The 19,560-nt window shown below is 63.8% G+C and carries 17 protein-coding genes; 9 read left to right on the forward strand and 8 right to left on the reverse strand.

Features of this window, described 5'->3' with window-relative positions; genetic code table 11:
• Nucleotides 1–11 precede the first annotated feature (11 nt).
• From SNE35_RS24495 to SNE35_RS24520, 6 genes are all read left to right on the forward strand, one after another.
• Nucleotides 12–1,367, forward strand: coding sequence for a CapA family protein (locus SNE35_RS24495; RefSeq protein WP_320425642.1), 1,356 nt, complete (start codon nucleotides 12–14; stop codon nucleotides 1,365–1,367).
• Nucleotides 1,368–1,719: 352 nt separating this feature from the next.
• Nucleotides 1,720–2,274 carry an ECF-type sigma factor gene (locus tag SNE35_RS24500; protein ID WP_320425643.1) on the forward strand — a complete coding sequence of 185 codons (555 nt, stop codon included), beginning with the start codon at nucleotides 1,720–1,722 and terminating at the stop codon, nucleotides 2,272–2,274.
• A gap of 66 nt (nucleotides 2,275–2,340) precedes the next feature.
• Nucleotides 2,341–5,217 (forward strand): protein kinase domain-containing protein, encoded by a 2,877-nt coding sequence (locus SNE35_RS24505; RefSeq protein ID WP_320425644.1) that lies wholly within the window; start codon nucleotides 2,341–2,343, stop codon nucleotides 5,215–5,217.
• A gap of 214 nt (nucleotides 5,218–5,431) precedes the next feature.
• Entirely contained in the window at nucleotides 5,432–5,998 is a 567-nt protein-coding gene (locus tag SNE35_RS24510; protein ID WP_320425645.1) for a hypothetical protein, read from the forward strand.
• Nucleotides 5,999–6,285: 287 nt separating this feature from the next.
• Nucleotides 6,286–6,780, forward strand: coding sequence for a VOC family protein (locus tag SNE35_RS24515; protein WP_320425646.1), 495 nt, complete (start codon nucleotides 6,286–6,288; stop codon nucleotides 6,778–6,780).
• 252 nt (nucleotides 6,781–7,032) lie between these two features.
• Nucleotides 7,033–7,182: a hypothetical protein gene (locus SNE35_RS24520; RefSeq protein WP_320425647.1), complete on the forward strand. Its 150-nt coding sequence runs from the start codon at nucleotides 7,033–7,035 to the stop codon at nucleotides 7,180–7,182.
• A 15-nt stretch (nucleotides 7,183–7,197) separates the two neighbouring features.
• Here the strand turns inward: SNE35_RS24520 and SNE35_RS24525 are convergent, their stop codons facing one another.
• Nucleotides 7,198–7,599 (reverse strand): SRPBCC family protein, encoded by a 402-nt coding sequence (locus tag SNE35_RS24525; RefSeq protein WP_320425648.1) that lies wholly within the window; start codon nucleotides 7,597–7,599, stop codon nucleotides 7,198–7,200.
• 811 nt (nucleotides 7,600–8,410) lie between these two features.
• Here SNE35_RS24525 and SNE35_RS24530 point away from each other — a divergent pair.
• Nucleotides 8,411–11,449, forward strand: a complete 3,039-nt coding sequence (locus tag SNE35_RS24530; protein ID WP_320425649.1) for a hybrid sensor histidine kinase/response regulator — start codon at nucleotides 8,411–8,413, stop codon at nucleotides 11,447–11,449.
• An 85-nt stretch (nucleotides 11,450–11,534) separates the two neighbouring features.
• Here the strand turns inward: SNE35_RS24530 and SNE35_RS24535 are convergent, their stop codons facing one another.
• The 3 genes from SNE35_RS24535 to SNE35_RS32130 all read right to left on the reverse strand — a co-directional run bounded on the left by SNE35_RS24535 (nucleotide 11,535) and on the right by SNE35_RS32130 (nucleotide 12,798).
• The gene (locus tag SNE35_RS24535; protein WP_320425650.1) at nucleotides 11,535–11,954 is read right to left on the reverse strand and encodes a VOC family protein; all 420 of its coding nucleotides are present in this window, start codon (nucleotides 11,952–11,954) and stop codon (nucleotides 11,535–11,537) included.
• A 143-nt stretch (nucleotides 11,955–12,097) separates the two neighbouring features.
• Complete coding sequence (locus SNE35_RS24540) at nucleotides 12,098–12,328, reverse strand: hypothetical protein (protein WP_320425651.1); 231 nt, start codon at nucleotides 12,326–12,328, stop codon at nucleotides 12,098–12,100.
• Nucleotides 12,283–12,798: a HipA N-terminal domain-containing protein gene (locus tag SNE35_RS32130; RefSeq protein ID WP_431312790.1), complete on the reverse strand. Its 516-nt coding sequence runs from the start codon at nucleotides 12,796–12,798 to the stop codon at nucleotides 12,283–12,285. Before SNE35_RS32130 ends, SNE35_RS24540 begins: the two co-directional genes overlap by 46 nt.
• Nucleotides 12,799–13,152: 354 nt before the next feature.
• On the opposite strand from SNE35_RS32130, the gene SNE35_RS24545 reads away from it, so the two are divergent.
• Nucleotides 13,153–13,305: a hypothetical protein gene (locus SNE35_RS24545; RefSeq protein WP_320425652.1), complete on the forward strand. Its 153-nt coding sequence runs from the start codon at nucleotides 13,153–13,155 to the stop codon at nucleotides 13,303–13,305.
• Between the two features lie 392 nt (nucleotides 13,306–13,697).
• On the opposite strand, the gene SNE35_RS24550 is transcribed toward SNE35_RS24545, so the two are convergent.
• From SNE35_RS24550 to SNE35_RS24565, 4 genes are all read right to left on the reverse strand, one after another.
• Entirely contained in the window at nucleotides 13,698–14,765 is a 1,068-nt protein-coding gene (locus SNE35_RS24550; RefSeq protein WP_320425653.1) for a GGDEF domain-containing protein, read from the reverse strand.
• A 395-nt stretch (nucleotides 14,766–15,160) separates the two neighbouring features.
• A complete protein-coding gene (locus SNE35_RS24555; protein ID WP_320425654.1) occupies nucleotides 15,161–15,469 on the reverse strand; it encodes a Fic family protein in 309 nt (102 codons plus the stop codon).
• A gap of 90 nt (nucleotides 15,470–15,559) precedes the next feature.
• Nucleotides 15,560–16,339 carry a Fic family protein gene (locus tag SNE35_RS24560; RefSeq protein WP_320425655.1) on the reverse strand — a complete coding sequence of 260 codons (780 nt, stop codon included), beginning with the start codon at nucleotides 16,337–16,339 and terminating at the stop codon, nucleotides 15,560–15,562.
• A gap of 580 nt (nucleotides 16,340–16,919) precedes the next feature.
• On the reverse strand, nucleotides 16,920–18,110 hold the full coding sequence (locus tag SNE35_RS24565) for a lactonase family protein (RefSeq protein WP_320425656.1): 1,191 nt from the start codon (nucleotides 18,108–18,110) through the stop codon (nucleotides 16,920–16,922).
• A 431-nt stretch (nucleotides 18,111–18,541) separates the two neighbouring features.
• Between SNE35_RS24565 and yghU the strand changes: the two genes are divergently transcribed.
• Nucleotides 18,542–19,438: a glutathione-dependent disulfide-bond oxidoreductase gene (yghU, locus tag SNE35_RS24570; protein ID WP_320425657.1), complete on the forward strand. Its 897-nt coding sequence runs from the start codon at nucleotides 18,542–18,544 to the stop codon at nucleotides 19,436–19,438.
• Nucleotides 19,439–19,560: the final 122 nt, after the last annotated feature.

Below are 19,560 nucleotides of genomic sequence, written 5' to 3' on the forward strand. Positions count from 1 at the left end.
CAACGCAGGCAGTGAAGACCGAGTTGTTGTGCAGCCTGCGCACGGGCGAGTCAGTGGCAACGCTGCGCGTCACTGCCGGTACGGACCCGCTCGCAGCGTCAGCCGTCCAGTTGGGCGAAAGCTTCGAACTGCGCGCAGTAGCCTTGACCGGAGACAGCGGTGCTGGAAAGGTGGGCCGGTTCGTTGTAACCGTGCTGGACCTCGACGGTCAGAGACACCCGGTCGTACTGACGCAGAGCCGTCGATCGACCGCGGGGCACGAACCGCTCGGCGAGCAGGCGACTTGGTGGCCGAACCTGTCCGGCTGGGAACGCGTCTACTCACCACGGCTTGGACGCGAGTTGGCCTGGGGCTGCGCCCTGGTGCGCGAGGGTGCAGCACCTGATGGATGGGACCGCGCGGACGCGACCGGCGACGGCGCTTACCCGGCTGAGCCTAGGGCCGGCCCGATCAAGACTGGCCTGGCCACCGCCACCGTTCGCTTGGCGTGGATGGGCGACATCATGCTGGCCGACGGACCGGGTCGCGACGTCGCGCGCGGGCGCGATCCGTTTCGCGGTGTCGCGACGGCGCTGCGGGACGCGGACCTGCGCATCGCCAACCTCGAATGCGTTGTCGCCACCGGCGGTAGACGGGAAGACAAGCCTTGGACCTTTCGCGCACACCCGCGCGTACTGGACGTCCTGCGCCGCCATGTCGACGTCGTCTCATTGGCCAACAACCATTCAGGTGACTTCGGCCCGCAGGCGTTTGACCAGATGCTGGGGCGGCTTGAACGGGCCGGCCTGCCGTACTTCGGCGGTGGCCCGAACCTGCGGGCCGCGCATCAGCCGGCCATCGTCGTGCGTCAGGGGCTGCGTATCGCCTTGCTCGGCTACGACGAGATGTTCCCTCGCCGCTTCGAAGCCGGGCCGGACAGCCCGGGCATTGCCTGGGCCGATGAAGAGCAGGTCGTCGCCGACATCCGTGCCGCCCGTTTGCAAGCCGACATCGTCATTCCCTACATGCACTGGGGGCAGGAACACAGCGAAGCCTCACACGCCCGGCAGCACGCGCTGGCTCGCCTGATGATCCGAGCCGGCGCAGACGCCGTCGTCGGTGCTCACCCCCACATCCGCCAGGACGTCGAGCTGATCGATGGCAAGCCGGTCATCTACAGCCTCGGCAACTTCGTCTTCGACGGCTTCAGCGATACAGACAACAACACGGGGTCCGTCTTGTGGATGACGGTGAGCGCCGAGGGTGTGGTGGACTGGCAGTTGCAGGCGGTGCACATCGATCGATCGGGCAGCCCGCACATGGCGCCTCGCCCGGAAACCCATGGCCTGGAAGCTCAGGTGGCGCCGTTGCCGCCGATGTCCCGTTGAGCCGTGCGCTCCATGTCCATCCATGGCCGGCGATCTCGTTCATCCAGTCGACGGCGCCCAGTCGGTCCGCACCACCCGCAAGGAAGAGCCATGGAATCGCTGTTCAAGGACCTTCTGACACCCTGCAGCGTGACGCTTGCGACGGTTGCCTGCGGCATGGCGCGCGTTGCCCCGCCGTGTGCCAGCGCGTGCAGGCTGTGCGAGCTGGATCGCTGCCGCTTGCGACCTGCGACCCGCCCCAGTGACGAGATGAGACAGACCCTGCCCTACGAGGTGAGGAATAACGGTCAGATCCCCGGGAAGCCCCGGTTACCATCCCCCGCAGGAAGCTTCTTTGGGATGGAACCACGACATGGGGGAAGTCACGCTGCTGATTGGAGCGGCCCGCGCGGGCGATCGTGGAGCCTTCGACAAGATCTTCGAGTTGCTCTATCCAGAGCTCCGGCAGGTGGCCCGCCGACGCCTGGCGCACGGCTCCCGCGACGGCGCGATGGAGACGACCGCGCTGGTCAACGAGTGCTACATGAAGCTCCTCAAACAGGAGAGCCTGACGCCCGCCGACCGCGCCCACTTCCTGGCCTATGCAGCCACGGTCATGCGCTCGATCATAGTCGACGCCGTGCGCTTCGCGAAGACGGATCGCCGCGGAGGCGATGCAGAGCAGGTCACGCTCAACTCCGAACTGATCGGCACCTTGCCGGCGGAATCCGATGAAGTGCTGGATGTGCACGCCGCGCTCGAGGAACTCAGCCACATCGACGAACGACTCGCACGAGTCGCGGAGATGCGCTATTTCGGCGGCCTGGAAGATGAAGAGATCGGCGAGGTGCTCGGCGTTTCAGGCCGCACCGTGCGCCGCTATTGGGAAAAGGCTCGACTGCTGCTGGCGCATGCGCTGCGCAACTGACGACGCTGCCGGTGGCATCGGTGCCTGCATCGCTGGTGTTGACGCTGGCATTGTCAGGATGACGTCATGAAGCCGCTCCTGCAATTTCAGGCTGATTGGCCTGTCATCAGCGCTTTGCTCGATGAGGCGCTGAACCTGCCCACGTCCGAGCACGCGGCCTGGCTCAATGGCCTCAACGACGAACAGGCCACTTACCGCGAGGCGCTGCGCAGCTTGCTCGCGCATCAGGCCGGTATTGAGACCGATGACTTCCTGAACCGGTTGCCCGTACTGGAGCTCGATGAGTTGCCGCATTCGGCAGATGGTGTCCGTCCGGGGAGCTACATCGGCGCCTACCGCCTGATCTCGGAAATTGCGCGCGGCGGCATGGGCACCGTATGGCTCGCCGAGCGGTCCGACGGCCTGATGAAACGCCGCGTCGCGCTCAAGCTACCGCGCGTGGTGTGGGGCGACACCTTCGCCGAACGCCTCGGGCGCGAAAGGGAAATCCTGGCGGGTCTGGAACATCAGCACATCGCACGCCTGTACGACGCAGGGGTCGATGCCCAGGGGCGCCCTTTCCTGGCCATGGAGTACGTCGAAGGCCAATCGATCGATGCCTACTGCCAGGTGCATTCACCGAGCGTGCGCGAACGGATCGAACTGCTGCTGCAGGTGATGGCCGCCGTTGCGCACGCGCACGCGCGCCTGGTGGTACATCGCGACCTGAAGCCGGCCAACATCCTCGTCACGCCAACAGGCGAAGTGCGGTTGCTCGACTTCGGCATCGCCAAGCTCATGGAAGCGGGCCGCACGAACGCAACTGCGTTGACCGAACTCGACGGCCGTGCCCTGACCCTCGACTACGCGAGCCCCGAGCAGATCCGCGGCGAGTCGCTGGGCACGGCGAGCGACATCTACAGCATGGCCGTGGTCGCCTACGAGGTCCTATCGGGCACACGGCCCTATCGCTTGAAGCGGGCGAGCGCCGCCGAACTGGAGGAAGCCATTGCGAGCATCGAGCCCCCGCTGGCGAGCAGCAGCGCAACGGACCCGAGGGTCGCGCGCCATCTGCGCGGCGACCTCGACTCGATCCTCAACAGGGCGCTCAAGAAGGCGCCCGGCGAGCGCTACCTGACGATGGACGCCTTCGCGCAGGATCTTCAGCATTTCCTGCGTGGAGAGCCCGTCGAGGCCCGTCCAGATCGATGGGGATACCGCGCCTCCAAGTTCGTACGGCGCCACCGCCTGCAGATGGCCGCCGGAACGGTGGTGGTGGCTGCGCTGGTCGCAGGAACATCGGTCGCGCTGTGGCAAGCCCGCGTCGCGCGCCGGTCCGCCGAGCAGGCGCGCACCGAGGCACACCGGGCCGAGGTCGAAGCCGCCACTGCAAAGGCCGTGCAGGGATTCATCGAATCGGTCTTCAACGCCAATTCGAGGAACGAAGCCGATCCTGAGGCGTCGCGCTCGACCACCGCGCGCGAACTGCTGGATCGCGGCGCCGAGCGGATAGACAAGGATCTCGCTTCGGCGCCCGAGGCTCAGTTGCGCCTCTACAGTCTGTTGGCGGAGATGTATGTAGGCATGGGACTCCAGGAGCGTGCGCTAGGACTCGAACGCCGCGGACTCGCGTTGGCAATCCGCCTTCACGGTCCAGAGAGCGCGGTCGCATTGAGCGCCGCATCCGACCTAGGCCAGACGCTGGACGACATGGGGCAACGTGACGAGGCACTGGCAACCCTGTTGCGCGCCGACGAGGCGGCCCGTGGCCGTCATGACGACCGTGACTCCGCCCGCATGATGATCGACACCGGCCTGGCACGTGTCTACTCGTTCACCGAACTTCCCAAGGCGCTCGAGCGCGCACGCCGCGCGGCGGAGATTGCGCGAAGCCTCGGCCCTTCGCAGGATGGCATCGGTGCGCTGGCGATGCTGGCCATCATGGCGCGCAAGTCCGGGTACCTGGAGGAGGCACGACAGGCACTGATGGACGAAGCGGCCTGGATCGACCAGCAGGGCGACACAGGCATCCTGGGCGATCTGTTCGGCGTGTTGGGCGAACTTCAGAGCGACCTCGGGCAGTTTGCATTGGCGGAGACGACCCTGAATCGCTCGATCACGCTGGCCGAGAACACACGTAACCCGCAAAACTTGCATACCGCCCGCTACCGCTTGGCTCGGTTCCAGTACGAAAACCGGTTGTTGAACGACGCGCTCAAGACGGCTGACCCCGAAGTTCAATGGGTTCACACATTGGGGCGCCAGCACGAATTTGGGGATCTGCCCACCCTGGTGATGTTCAACTTCGGCCGGACACTGGCTGCATATGGCGACGCCGCGCGAGGCCTTGCTGCGATTGACGAGGCTCGCGCGCTGCTGCCACCGCAACAAGCCGCGGATCGGCTGGGAATGCTTCTCGCAGCGAGGGCGGAAGCCTTGCTCGAACTGCAACGCCCCGACGAAGCCCACGCCGACCTTGAACGCGCGGTCGAGATGACGTCCGCCGCTGGGGGGCCGCGTGCAGAGCAAGTGCGCATCATCCGCCGCCGCTACCTGGTCGCGGTGGGCAAGGCGGACGAAGCGCTTGAGGATTTTTCTGCAAACCCGCTGAAGGCCGGCACGCCGGCAAACACCCTCACGACGCTGCGGCGCGAGGCCGAGCACGCGACGCTGCTGCTCGCCGCCGGCCAGGACGACATGGCGCGTACCACGGCCGAGCGCGTTCGGGCAGCCATCGAACGCTTGCCTGAGCGACGCTTCGCACTCAATACCGAAGCCCGCATGTCGGCTCTCGTCGGCGAAGCGCTGCTGCGCGACGGACATGCGGCCGAAGCGGCGCCGGCGCTGCAGAAGGCGCTCGCGATGTACGTCGAGCAGTACGACCCGGTCCGCAATCCGGCAGTCACGGCGCTGCGGCGCCTTCTCGCGCAAGCCCAACGCGATACCAAGCATGAGGGAATGTAGTTGGCATGCCGGCTGTCCGGGGCCCGCTGCTGTAGCGGGGCGGGACCTCACGCCGGCTGCCAAACACCCCGCTTGTCCAAAATCCGGACCTCTTCTCGTGATCAAGGGTAGGACGGCCGGTAGCGACGCTATGCCCGCCTCCGGACGTCCACCTTGCTGAATCTCGCTGATCCCATTTGGCCCAAGGTTCGCATCATTGAGAGGAAACGACGCAATGCCGATCTACTTCATTACATTCCTTGCGCTGCTTGGCATGGCGGCGCTTCTCTACGTCGGTGCGCTATTCATAGCAACGTTCATGCGCCAGCCACCGCCTTTGCTCATCAACGGGAACACAGTTCATGCACTGAAAGCCCTGCATCTCGCGATTGCCTGGGCAAACGTCGGCGTCGGCTGGCTGCTGTACTTCAATGTCTACCCCATCCACGCGGACATGGCGGCCCTAGGCAACACCGCATTCCAGGCTTTTGCTCGCGGCTACACGACAAGACTGCCGATCGTCGTACTTCCCTACGGCGCCGGCGCGCTAGCAGCCACGTTATCCCTGTGGGCAGCAGAGCCCGGGCGCCTGTCGCGCCGTGCGCGGTGGGGCATAGCGAGCCTGTGGATGCTGTCCATCGCCGCCACGCCCTGGGCCGCAGGCGCGCAAGGCGATATGCAGGACGACGGCTTCAGCGACGCAGCCTTCCAGCAACTCCAGACATCCCATCTCGCCCGCTCACTGTGCCTCACTGTGGCTGCCGTATGGGCGCTGCTTCAGTGCCGCCCCTCACGAGATTGATCCAGTCTGGCGAAGAGCATGCGCCGACGGTTGCTTTCCCGTCAATTGAATCGACTGAGCGGCGCGCTGCCTACGCGGCGCCGGCGCTCGTTCCAAGTCCTGCTGCTTCAACCGTGCTTGCCTCTTTGGGAGACCTGAGCTGACACCTTCTCCTGGCCCCAAAACCCAACTCGGTAAGTCGCATAAGGTTATGCCACTAGTACAGGCTATACCGGCCATCCTTGCAAGCATGGCTCGCTATTGAGAAGCGATGCCAGCGCGGGTCTTTCCAACATCTCGGAGACGCTATGCGAAACCTTTTCCACTCGATCCTTGTGGTGGCCTTCATTCTGGCAGGCTGTTCCACGGGAGCGAATGCTCCAACGGCGCACCGGGCGTCCGACGTGCAATCAAGGATGGATCATGTTGCCATCAGCGTCGCAAACGCCAGAGCAAGCGCCGCGTTCTACCGGGCCGCCTTCGGCTTCAAGGAACTGAGGACTCCGTTTGGAGATGCCGCTGACGTTGTATGGCTAGACGTCGGAGGTGGCATTGCTTTGCATGTCTTTGGTGGCCGTGCAGCGACTATTGCGAACGAACAGGAGCGGCATCTCGCTTTCGCTGTCGCTGATCTCGCCAGCGTGACCGGATTTCTGACGGCGAGGGGCATCGCGTGGCAAAGCTTCGATGGCGTCCAGGGGGCACTGCAAACCCGTCCTGACGGTGTGCACCAGATGTTTTTCCGCGATCCAGATGGCTACTGGGTCGAGGTAAATGATGCTTTGAAGGAAAACACTCGCTGAGCCGCTCATACAACCGGCAGCATGCGACGCCCATACACCTGACACGTAAAGCGTAAAAGCGCGCGCACCATCAAGGCCGCATGACGACGGTCGCATGTTGATCGTGGGCGGCTAACCACCAGCCATCGGAGGTGGCACGTAGGGAAGTTCGCAGACTGTCACTGGGATCTCTGGCAGCGGCTCGGCCGCGTCCTACAGACGCCGCGGTTGCCAAGTGCAAGACTAAAGTCCACCCACTCGGGAGCACCTGTCATGATTCGCAAGCTCAGCAGCGGCCAGTACCGCCTCTACTCACGCAAGCTCGATCCGAAAACCGGCAAGCGACGCAATCTCGGTACCTTCGATAGTCGCGAACAAGCCGAGAAGCACGAGCGCGAGGTTCAGTACTTCAAAAGGCACTGAACCGGCAACGCCGCGCTATCGCGGCTCCAGCAACCGCTTCAGCGCCAGCAGGTCGGCGGCAACGTGTGCGGCATCGCGCGTCAGATCGTCGGTACTCATACCCGGCGTCTGGAGCACGACGAAGGTCAACACACTGCCCTTGCCTGCCGGAGTTACGCGAAAGGCGTTGTGGACGATAGTGCCGTCCGGAAGCGTGACGTCGTGATCCAAGACCCGGAACTCATTCGCGGGCGCCATGTCCACCTTGACGCGTCCCATCGGCGACTGGGAATACCAATGGCTACCGTCGCGTTCAATACCCGAGGCGACACCGGACGCCCATTTCGGAAGGTTGTCCATCTCTCTCGCGAATTCGTAGACCGCGTCGGGATTTGCGGCAACGGTTTCGCAGACCACTTTGGCTCCAAGCACGTCCATGAGGGCCTCCATCGGCGCGTTTCGAAGGTCGCCAAGAGGGGCAGATGCCATGCCAAGTCGAATGGTGCGGCGCGTGAAACCACCATGGCGAGAGTTGCACAGAGCAGTCCAATCCGCCAGAGCCCGTCAGTCCATACGCTCGATCTTCTTACCTCGATACGCGGAAGCGTTGTCGATCGGCTCGATCAGAGCCTGTATTTATATCGAGCAGCGCACCGCAAGTGGTGCTCGAGCCCAGCGGCAACCGTATTCGGCCGAACCCCAATGCTGGCCAGCCCAGGCGATAGGCGTCCCGCGGTCACCGCCGAGCAAACGACGAATCGCCCCCTCGATTTTGAATGGCTTCCAGGCGATTTGCGTGTGCGACCAAAGTGTCATACGTTGCTTGGTGCGCTTCGGCGCCAAAAGTCTGAGCTTCGATGGCGGGCTTGGGCATCCTGACGACTGCCCGATGCTTGACGCGGCAACGTCCTACAGCGATCTGAGTCCGCCTGGTGCAAAGTTCGAGAGTTTGGCGTGCCAGGACGGGACGGCGCACTTGGATCGACAGATCCGGCTGTATCGCACGGACCTACTGTCGCTGGCGGCAAGAAACCCCGACACAACGAAGATGTCAGTCTCACCCATCTCCGGCGTCCTGCCTCCCCCGCAGTCCCCCGCGGCCGACGCGACACCTTGGCTTGCAGGAAGCAGCGACACTGGCGCCCGCATGCGGGCCATAGTCTGGGACGACACCGATCTCGGTGCCTTGCTGACTTGGCCACAGAGCCTACGCTCCGCCGTCAGCATCTGCCTGGGCTCCCGATTCCCAATGGTCGTTCTGTGGGGACCGCAGCTGACCATGCTCTACAACGACGCCTATGCGCCGCTGCTCGGCGACAAGCACCCATGGGCGCTGGGTCGCAGCATCCGGCAGGTCTGGGCCGAGATCGCTGATGTAATCGCTCCGCTGATGGAAGGCGTGCTGGCGACCGGCGAGGCAACTTGGATCCCCGATGGTTATCTGGCCCTGGAGCGGCATGGCGGGCCCGAGGAGACCTATTTCTCCTATTCCTTTGGACCGGTACGCATCGAGGACGGAACCGTAGGCGGCATCCTGGCCGTTACGATTGAGACGACACAGCGCATCGTCAGCGAGCGCCGGCTTGCTTTCCTGAAGGCACTCGCCGATGCGACAGCAGGTGCGGCCAGCGCGACCGAGGTCTGCGCGAACGCAATGGCCGAGATCGGACCCGGGACGCCTGACGTGCGGCACGCAGCCATCTACCTGCGCGATGCGGGCAATGGCAACACGATGGTCGCTGAGAGCGCATCGAACACGGTCGCGACATGGCCGCTCGTGCTGAGCGACTCGCACGACTTCGGTCCGCACACGCTCGCAGCGGACATCCGGACCTCCGAACGGTCGGAGCCGCTGGGAACACTGGTCGTTCTACTGAATCCGCAGCGGCCACTCGATGCGAACTACGGTGAATTCATCGCTCTGATCGGCCGCCAGATCGCGAGGTCGCTGTCCGACCTGAAGGCGCTTGAGGTCGAACGTTCGCGCGCCAACGCCGACCAGGAGTTGCGCCGAATCTTTGAGCAGGCGCCCAGCTTCGTCTGCATCATGAAGGGACCCGAACACGTGTTCGAGTTCGTCAACCGCGCTCACCTGGCACTGTTCAACAGCGCGTCTTGGATCGGCAAGCCTGCGCGCGAGGCCTTTCCGGATATTGCAAACCAGGGCTACTTCGAACGGCTAGACGAGGTCTACCGGACCGGTGAGCGCTTCATCGCCTCATCCGCGCCGGTGCGCTACCGCTTTGCACCACATAGCGCGGAAGAAGAGCGGCTGCTCGACTTCATCTATGCACCCATCCGCGATGACAGGGGTCGCATCGTCGGTGTCTTCTGCGAGGGCTTCGACGTGACCGCGCAGCGCCGCGCCGAAGCCAGCTTGCGGCGGCAGGAGGAGCGCCTGCGCGCGCTGATCAATTCCTCCTCCAACGTCATCTACAGCATGAGCGCAGACTGGTCAGAAATGCGCACGCTGGATGGCCGCGGTTTCCTGACCGATACCCGGACCCCTAGCAGCTCGTGGCTGGAGGCTTATGTACCCCGCGAGGGCCAGCCGATGGTGCTGGCGGCGATCCGAGAGGCGGTAAGCGCCAAGAGCCCTTTCCAGCTGGAGCACCCGGTGCACGCCGCGGACGGCTCGATCGGCTGGGCCTTCTCGCGCGCCGTGCCCATCCTGGATCCCGATGGCGAAATCGTCGAGTGGTTCGGCGCGGCAAGCGATATCACGGCACGCAAGACGATGGAGACCGAGCTGGAGGCGGCCCGACAGCTGACCGAAGGACAGCGGCGCCTGTACGAGGCCATCCTCACCAACACCCCCGACCTCGCCTACGTGTTCGATCTATCGCACCGCTTCGTCTACGCCAACGACATCCTGCTGCGCATGTGGGGCAAGTCCTGGGACGAAGCGATCGGGAAGAACTGCCTTGAATTGGGATACGAGCCCTGGCATGCCGAGATGCATGGCCGGGAGATCGATCAGGTTGTTCAAACCCGCCAGCCGATCCGCGGCGAGGTCCCGTTCGCCGGCACCTTCGGCCGTCGCATCTATGACTACATCTTGGTGCCCGTGTTCGACAAGAGCGGCGACGTGATCGCCGTGGCCGGGACGACGCGCGACATCACCGACATCAAGGAGATGGAGGAGACACTGCGCACTCAGGCGGAGCTGCTACGTGAAGGTGATCGGCGCAAGGACGAGTTCCTCGGCATGCTGGCGCACGAACTGCGCAACCCGCTGGCACCGCTGCGCAACGGACTGGCCATCATCCGCCGCCTCGGCACGACCGACCCGGCGCGGATCCAGCAGGTCCGCGACATGATGGATCGACAAGTCGTGCAGATGGTGCGGCTCATCGACGACCTGCTGGACATCACGCGGATCTCCAGCGGCAAGATCCGCATCAATCGGGAACGGATCGCGTTGGCGGACGTTGTCAAGGCGGCCGCGGAAACCAGCCAGCCGCTGATCGACCATGCCGGTCACCAGTTGACCCTCGTGTTGCCCGGTCGCCCAGTGTTCGTCGACGCGGATACGACGCGTTTGGCTCAAGTGTTTTCGAACCTGCTCGCCAATGCCGCGAAGTTCACAGCCCCTGGCGGGCATATACGGATCAGCACGGAGCAGATCGGCAATGAGGTCGTGGTGACCGTGAGCGACAACGGCGAGGGCATCCCCCACGACATGCTCGTGCAGATCTTTGACATGTTCGTCCAGGTGGATCGCTCGCTGGAACGCGAGAAGAGCGGGCTGGGCCTCGGCTTGTGCCTGGCCCGCGGCCTGGTGGTACTCCATGGCGGCAGCATAGAAGCCCGCAGCGACGGTCCGGGACACGGCAGCCAGTTCATCGTGCGCCTTCCCGTCGCACCGGCGCCGGCGCGAACCGACGCCGATATGCACCAGAACGCAGATCTTGAAACGCTGGCCGGTCGCCGTGTATTGATCGCCGACGACAACGTCGATGCCGCGTCCAGCCTGGCGACCTTGCTGGAGCTCATGGGATCCGAAGCAAAGGTGGTGCACAACGGCCTCGATGCGCTTACTGAAGCGGAAGGCTTCCAGCCCGAACTCGTGTTCCTCGATATCGGCATGCCTGGGCTGAACGGCTATGAGGTCTGCGAGAAGCTCAAGGAGACGCCGTCGGGGCGTAGCACGGTCGTTGTAGCGCTCACGGGCTGGGGGCAGGACAAGGACCGCCAACGCGCACGAGAGGCGGGATTCGACGCCCATCTTGTGAAGCCCGTCAGTCCGGATGCGATCAGATCGCTCATCGCTGATCTCAAGCTGTGATGCAGCGTGATCGAGCGTCGCGACGCGGGTCGCCTGGGTTTGAAAGGTCCCGCAACCCGCTGGGTGGGGACCGCGGCACGGAGCGCTAGGCTTCCTGGCTGCCCGCTGGCGCTGCCGTCGCGTCCATCCAGAACGTGCTCCACAAGTGACCGTCTGGATCAGAGAAGTCTCGGCTGTACATGGTGCCATGGTCCCGAACAGGGTTCACGTCAGCCCTTCCGCCGCGCTGGGCTGCGATCTCGCTCATCTGGTCGACTGCTTCGCGGCTGTCAACGGAGAGCGACAGCATGAGCTTGGCTGAACCGGAAGGCGCCAGGGGCCGGTCGGTGATGCTCTGCCATTTCGTCCGAGTAAGCAACATGACCTGAATCGTGTTGCTCCACACCATGCACATCGTAGCGGTGTCGCTGAACTGCATGTTCATCTCAAACCCTAGCGCCTTGTAGAACCCGGTCGAGGCACCAAGGTCGGCAACCGGAAGGCTCACGATGATCATCTTTGTCATGGGATCTCCTGGTGACGTCAATGCAGCGATGGCACTCTGCTTGGTTGAGCTTACGGCCGTCGCGCCACGACTGGGAACAACACGCGGCCTCGGCTGACAGGCAGCTGGCCTATCCGCCGGCTCTCCACGTCACGACCTCGCCATCACGACAAACGAGAGCCTGAAAGCAAGAGACCCCAGACGGAAAGAGCATCCGCATTGAAACGAAGTGGGCGGCGCTCGCCAGACGGCGTGGTCCACCAGGTGCGATCTAAGCGCTCGACCACCCGGGGCTTGCCATCGTCGAATTGCATGGACTGGCAGGCGGCAGCAGGGAGACCGAACTCTTTCAGGATCTCGACGCACAGCCACTTGTTCTCGATCGAGTCGCGCATGTCGATCTTCGTGCGCCGATGAGGCCCTGCGGCAGCTTGGAGATAGACGTGGTGGGGGTGGCCCTCGAGGAAAGCACCACGGTCCGTCCTGCAGCAGCTGGTCGGTTTTCCTGGGCCCCGGCGATCGATATGCGCAAGTCGTCATCGTCGAATCCACAGACCATCGCGTTCGGGGTCGTCGCGCCGCCCAGGACCTTGGCGATCCGTGCCTCACTCAAGGGTTCGGCGGCCAGCGTATAAATGCTGGAGGAGTCCGAACCGTCGGGCAGGACCTCGAGCGCCCCGACACAATCCCGACCGATCTCGGCAAGCAACTCGAACGCGCCGGTCGATCCAATGTTGAAGCGTCGCGCCAGTCGGTCACGAATATCCGTGCTGTCGGGCAGCAAGTACTCGGAGTAGGCGCGGACTTTGTGGCCGCGATGCGGTGCATTGCTTGGCGTGAAAGGCAGGGACAGCGACAGCCGCAGCGCCTAGGTCCAGCGCACCGCAGGCCAGTTGCGTCAAGGTGACATCGTCCAGCACACCCAGCAGCCGCTCCTGCCGGCAGCGCAGCTCGCCCAGCGCCGCCGCCTGCCAGTCATGCCCTTGCAGCGCAGCCGGATCGTGAAGCGCGCCACATGGTTTGGCGCGCCACGTCGCTTGGTTTGATGTGCCAAACCATCGGTTCGGTTTGCAACTAACCACGGGTTTCCCCGAACCGACCCACGACCTTGAAACCAGCGACACAGCTCCTATAAAGTGAACTCGCATCGTGTTCAGCAAGGAGAAATTTGGCGATGGAGATGGGGAGCTTGGTACGTCCAATTGATGGCGGTTCGCTTATGAAGGTCGACTCAATCCAGCAGGGCGATGACGGCCCGGTGGCGGTCTGCGTTTGGTACGACAGCAATGGCGAGTATCTGCAGCGCGTGTTCCCGCTGGAACGCCTGGAAGAAGTCCACCCCGGCACCGAATCTCCGCCAATCGCAGGTTGATGCAGTACAGCAGGGCACCTTCCGCTGGCGCTTTTCGGAGCCGATGACGTCCGCCGCGTTCAATCAGACTGTTCGTCGGAATGAATCTGGGCCGTGCCATCGACAACCGACTCACCGGCCACTTGCTGGAAACGGCGTTTGCTGGCCGCCCGGGCCGACCAGCACCGCCATCGTTGACTCCCAAGCTGGCGCGGCTCTGCTCTTAGGGCTCACTCAGTTGCGCATCGTCGGCCCGAACCGAGCGCCGATGAGGTCCTAGGAAACCCGAATTCCTGGGGGTGAGAACCGCGAGCTCCAAGGCTCCAGGCGCGGAAGGCGCCAGCCGGACTGAAACGTGGCAGTCCGATCGCGCGATCTGGAGACGAGCGCCGATCTTTCGGACCTGACGTGCCTCAGACCCCGGCTTCAAGCGGCGAAGCCACTATTCGGTTCCGCCCGCCGGCTTTCGCTTCGTAAAGGGCCTGGTCTGCCCGGTGATAGAGCGCGTCCCAGCTCTCGTCGCCCACTGCGCCAGTGGCGAGGCCAGCGCTGATCGTGCAGCGAACGCCTAGAGTGCCCACCGCGAGCGGACGTGACTCTATCGCGTTCTTCAGGCGGCCCAGCAGCGCAGTGGCTGCCTCGCGTGGAATCCCGAGCATGACCAGGGCAAACTCCTCGCCGCCAAGGCGCGCCAGCAGGTCGACGTCGCGCAGGTTGCCTGAGAGCCGATCGGCCACTTCCTTGAGGACGCCATCGCCGGCGTCGTGCCCATGCAGATCGTTCACCATTTTGAAGTGGTCGATGTCGATGATGGCGAGGGTCAGCGAGGTGGGACTGCTTGCCAAACGCCAAGCCTCGCGCTCCATGAAGGACTCGAAGGTTCGACGGTTCGGCAAACCAGTGAGCATGTCAGTCTGGGCGTCTCGCTTCCATTGCGATTTGCTCAGGAAGATGACCGCCGAAGTCCGCTCACGCTGGGCGCAATTGACCCAGACAAGCAGGATGACGCTTGCAAACAGGCCCAACACGAAGAGCCACTGAGCAGTCGACGCTGCAGGCGGCAGCACCAGCGGCACGCTGATGCCAGCAAGGACGATGTTGACCCATGCATCTCGGGCATGCACGAACGCAAACACGCTGGCGAACATGATGACCAGCAGCCCGGGGAACTGGAGCAGCGTGTCGGAGCCGAACGTGCTGCCTGCAACCAGTTGCCATGCGTACATCACGAAGTACAGGCTCAGCGACTGGAGCCGAATCGAGGGGCTCCAGAGGCCGCGTATCAATCCAAGTAGTCCAAGGGCAATGCCCGCGCAAGCGACCCGCAGATTCGCGCCTAAGCCCCAGCCGCCTTCACGAGCTACATCCCATATTACGAAGGATGTCATGGCAGCGACAGCGAGCAGGAACGTGGGCACGACCAAGGGCTCGCGAAACGCCGTCTGCATCTGGCGAAACCCACCGAGCTCTGCCTCGCTCATCGCAGGGAGCCGAAGGCTGTCCCACAGAGAGCTTGCAACGCGGGTTGATGGATGAGAGCTCTTCATGAATTCGGCGACGTAGCTACCGCGATCGCAGGATTGTGGCCTGTATTGCGTTTAAAAAAGGGACGCGCCGTGTACGCTTAGGTACCCCAGGGCAGGAGCGAGGGGACCGTGACAGATGGCGTAGGGATCCGCGCGCTCATCCCTTTCCGGAGGTGCTTGCTACGTTACTGGCGTTAGCAGGCCGACGGATACCGGCACACCATCCGCCGTTGGTCGAAAGCACGGGCGACCAGTGGGGTCAAGGCCTCGCCAGCCGCGAATGGACCGAGTCGATAAGCCGCACCGACTCCACTATGAACTCACCTGTCGACACAGCGCCAGCTTGTCGCTCAGGCCACCCGGTCCGCGCCGTGAGACCATCCCGGCACGTTGGCGTGGTAGCGCACGGCCTTGCCCACGCCATCGGTCCACAGTAAACCTCTGGACACCATGTCGGAAAGATCTCGCGTCGCCGTCGACTTCGGCGCTCCGGTCATCTTCTGATACTTCTCCGATGTCAGGTCGCCAAGAAAGCCGCCGTCGCCATCCTCCACTAGCCGCTGCAGTACCTTGCGCTGGCGTGCGTTGAGATCGACAGCCGCCGGACGCTCCCAGAACCGCCGCTTCTCGAGCGCCTGGTCGACGACTGAGCTTGCCAAGGCGAATGCGGCTGTGCACTGTCGGACGAACCACTGCACCCACTCGGTAACGTCGCAAGAACCGCGCTGGGCTTTGTTCAGGGAATCGTACTAGGCAGCACGCGATGACAGCAGCTGTCGCGAGAGGCTGTACATCCGGATCGGCTGCTTCAGATGTTGGGCCACCGCCATATCGACAATGGCTCGGCCGAGCCGGCCGTTCCCGTCCTCAAAGGGGTGAATGCTCTCGAACCAGAGGTGGGCAATGGCCGCGCGCGCCAGGCCATCGATGACCGACTGTCCCGCCACGGTCGACTTCGCCGGCCTCGTGTTCTCGAACCACACCAAGAAATGACGCATCTCTTGAGGCACTTGCCCCGACGGTGGCGCCTGGAAGCGCACGACTTCCTTTCCAGGACGGCCACTCACGATTTGCATCGGGTCTTCGTGGACGCGATAGCGCCCCACAGCGATGCGCGATAGGCCGGAGGTCCCACCCGGGAAGAGCGCAGACTGCCATCGGCACAGGCGGTCATCGTCCAACTGAATCTCATAGCCTTCGGTCGCGTCGTTGAGCACAGCGACGAGGCCGTCAACATCGCGTTGGACAGGGCCATCGGAGTCGAGCCCCAGTCGCCGCATTACGGAAGACCTCACCGCGTCCATGGGAAGGCGCTCCCCTTCAATCGCGGCAGTGGCCTGCACTTCGTCGACCATGGCGTCGAGCGAAACTTGGCGCTCCTTCGTGAGCCCGATCGCCGCAGCCTTGCCTTCGATGATCCCCTTCATCCGGTGGGCTGCAGAGAGGTCTGCTGCAACGGTCTCATAAGAGAACGTGAGATTCGGCCAGCCAGACTGCTGCCAAGTCCACGGCAAGGGTTTTGAGCTCATGAGCCGCATTTCGGCATTTTCGGCTCAAAATTTGGTTCGTATATTCAACTTTGCGGCTTAACGGCGGATCGAGACCTGCCCACTTGGTGGATGACCTGCCGTCCCTTTTTCGTCCCAGAAGATCCTTCCTGTTCCCAGAATTTTTGGGGGTGACTTTGGGGGTAGCCTCAGTCGATGGCATCAGAAGCCGCATGAATACTAGACCCTGGGCGCACGCCTGCTCCGCTGAGTCTTCGATCGTGCACAACAGCTTGGCTTCGTCGGCCATCGTTGAGTTCGATATTTGGGGACCAACTGCGCCAACTTCAGCAGCGCTTGGCCAATGAGGACATTGAGTGGCAGGTCCAGTCGCTCGTCCTTCACGAGGACTAGCGACGCGGACGGCCGCTTGCGTTTCGCCCAAACGCAGAAAGCCTTAGCTACCGCTCTCTCAAGATCCGCCTTCTAGCGCCATGTGCCAGCGCAGAAATGCCGCTTGTGAGGAAGCTGATGCGGCGCATGGTCCATGCACGATCGAACCTCAGACCACACGGGGCGTCCACGACCGGCAGGCTCGGTCGTGTCAGCCCCGTGGCTTGCATCAGATACCTGCCAGACCCTGGATGCTGATGCCGGTCGACGTGCCGATCACCGTCTCGCCCAGCTTGGCGAGTGAGCCGTTCAGGCCGATCGAGTAGGCCACGACCTTGTCGTCGCCGAGATAGGCCGTGTAGAGGAACTTGCCGTCAGGGCTGACCCAGGAGTCCGCGGCGACCGAAGTGACGCCAGACTTCACGCCCGGCTCCGTCACGGCCGTGGCATTCAGAAGCGACAGGCCGGACGTGGGGCTGATCGAGTAGGTCGAGATCGCGCCAGAGCCGTTGCCGACGAAGGCGATCGTGCCATCAGGGCTGAGCACCAGCCAGCAGGGGGCCGCCACTCCGGGCGCACTGGCCGTGGTGGATGCCGTGCTCACCGAGTTCAGCAAGCCGGCGGCGTCAGTGAACTCCGTCAGCGAACCCTGCGACGCACTGGTCGACAGATAGATGGGGTTGGTCTTTTGCGGGAGGAAAGCGGCGGCGAACGGGGCCGTGAGGCCCGTGTTCGCGACGGGCGTTCCCAGGCTGCCGTCGGCATTGATCGGGAACGACAGAACCGCGCCGCTCGCCGTGCCGGCGCTGACCACCAGCGAGCCGCCGTCCGGCGTGACGATCGCCTGCGTGGGGGCGGCCCCGGCCACGCCGGCGACCGAGTTCAGGTCGTAGGCCGCCATCAGCGCCAGGCTGCCGTCGACGCCGACCTTGTAGGCGGCCAGCGCGTGCGCACCGGACAGGAAGGTCGCATAGAGGATGCCGTTGTTGTAGGCAAGGCTGTTCGGCATGTGGCCGGCGGTCGCGGCGCTCTTCTTCAACAGCGTCAGGGCGCCGGTGGTCTGGTCGATCGACAGCGCCGAGATCGAATCGTCCCCGCCATTGACCGTGAACAGCATCTTCGCGTCGGCACTGAGGATCACGCTGTGCTGGCTGGCGAGCGAGTCCGGCGCCGTTGCGCCCGAAGCGCCGACCGCATTCGTCCCCGTACCGCCCGTCGGCGTGGACTCGGCACGCACCAGCATGCCATTCGATTGCCGGGTGAAGTGGACGATGGCGTTCGCGGACTCGTTGGTCTGGGTGTAGAGCTGGTTGGCCAGCGGGGCCGCCGCCGGCGGCGTGACCGGAGCGGTCGTGGCGTCGTCGCCACCGCATGCCGCGAGCAAGGCCGAGGCCGCGATGGCCGTGACGAGAGCGGGCATCGATTGGATGCGAAGTCGTGACCCGAGAATCTTTTGCATGAGAGGTGCCTGGTGTTGTTTGCCGGCCTTCCGATGCGTCGCGCTCGCATCGTCTGACCGGCTGTGTTCATAGGAGCCGTCGGCACACTTTCGTAGGAGCTGGAACGGCTTTTCTTACGCCGCCCCCGTGTAAAGAAATGAGTCGGCGATCCAAGCCGGTCGTGTACGGGAGCCGCGTCTGGATGGCCGTGCACACGTCGTTGGTGTACGCCGCACGATCGCCGACTTCTCTGCAAGGGGATGGCTCAACCGGGCCGCGCCAGTTCTCAAGGGCGGAGAAGATGCGTTGGTACCGTTTCTCCAGCCCGTTCAAGAGGGCAAACGACGAGAAGAGGTAACGCGCGCTCTTCCCTTCCAACTCTTCACCGGCGGCCTGAACCGCCTACGACTACATGGACACGACGACAAAGGATTCCGACGCCGGCTACACCCCACCCAATGTGTGGACCTGGGACAAGGCCAACGGCGGCCGGTTCGCAAGCATCAACCGGCCGATCGCGGGCCCGACCCATGACAAGCAGCTGCCGGTCGGAGAGCATCCGCTGCAGCTCTACTCGCTCGGCACTCCCAACGGTGTGAAGGTCACGATCCTGCTGGAGGAACTGCTCGCGCTCGGCCATGCCGGCGCGGAGTACGACGCGTGGCTGATTCGGATCGGTGATGGCGACCAGTTCGGCAGCGGCTTCGTCGACATCAATCCGAACTCCAAGATCCCCGCGCTGGTGGATCGCAGCGGGCCGGAGCCGATCCGCGTCTTCGAGTCGGGTTCGATCCTGCTGTACCTGGCCGAGAAGTTCGGCGCGTTCTTGCCCAAGAACGGCCCGGCGCGCACTGAAGCGATGAACTGGCTCTTCTGGCAGATGGGTAGCGCGCCCTACCTCGGCGGCGGATTCGGCCATTTCTACGCCTATGCGCCCTCAAAGATCGAATACGCGATCGACCGCTTCGCGATGGAAGTCAAGCGGCAACTCGACGTGCTGGACCGTCGTCTCGCGCAAAGCAGATATCTCGCCGGGAGCGAGCTCTCCATCGCGGACATTGCAGTGTTCCCCTGGTACGGTGGATTGGTCAAAGGCTGGCTGTACGGTGCGTCGGCGGAGTTCCTCTCCGTGCATGAGTACCAGCACGTACAGCGCTGGGCCGATGAACTCCTTGCGCGGCCCGCGGTGCAGCGCGGCCGCATGGTGAATCGCACGATCGGCCCGCTGTCCGAGCAGCTCCTCGAGCGCCACGACGCATCGGATTTCGCGACCCGGACCCAGGACAAGCTCGCCGATCCGCAGGCTTGACAAAGGGTTAGCGTCGAACCGACATTGATTTCATTCACACATTTTGGACGAGCGGCGGGACTCGAACCCACGACCCTCTGCTCCCAGAACTACCGTCCATGACCGATTGACGGTGTCCGATT

Origin of the sequence: Roseateles agri (assembly GCF_034043675.1) — a bacterium.
Lineage (GTDB): Bacteria > Pseudomonadota > Gammaproteobacteria > Burkholderiales > Burkholderiaceae_C > KK5.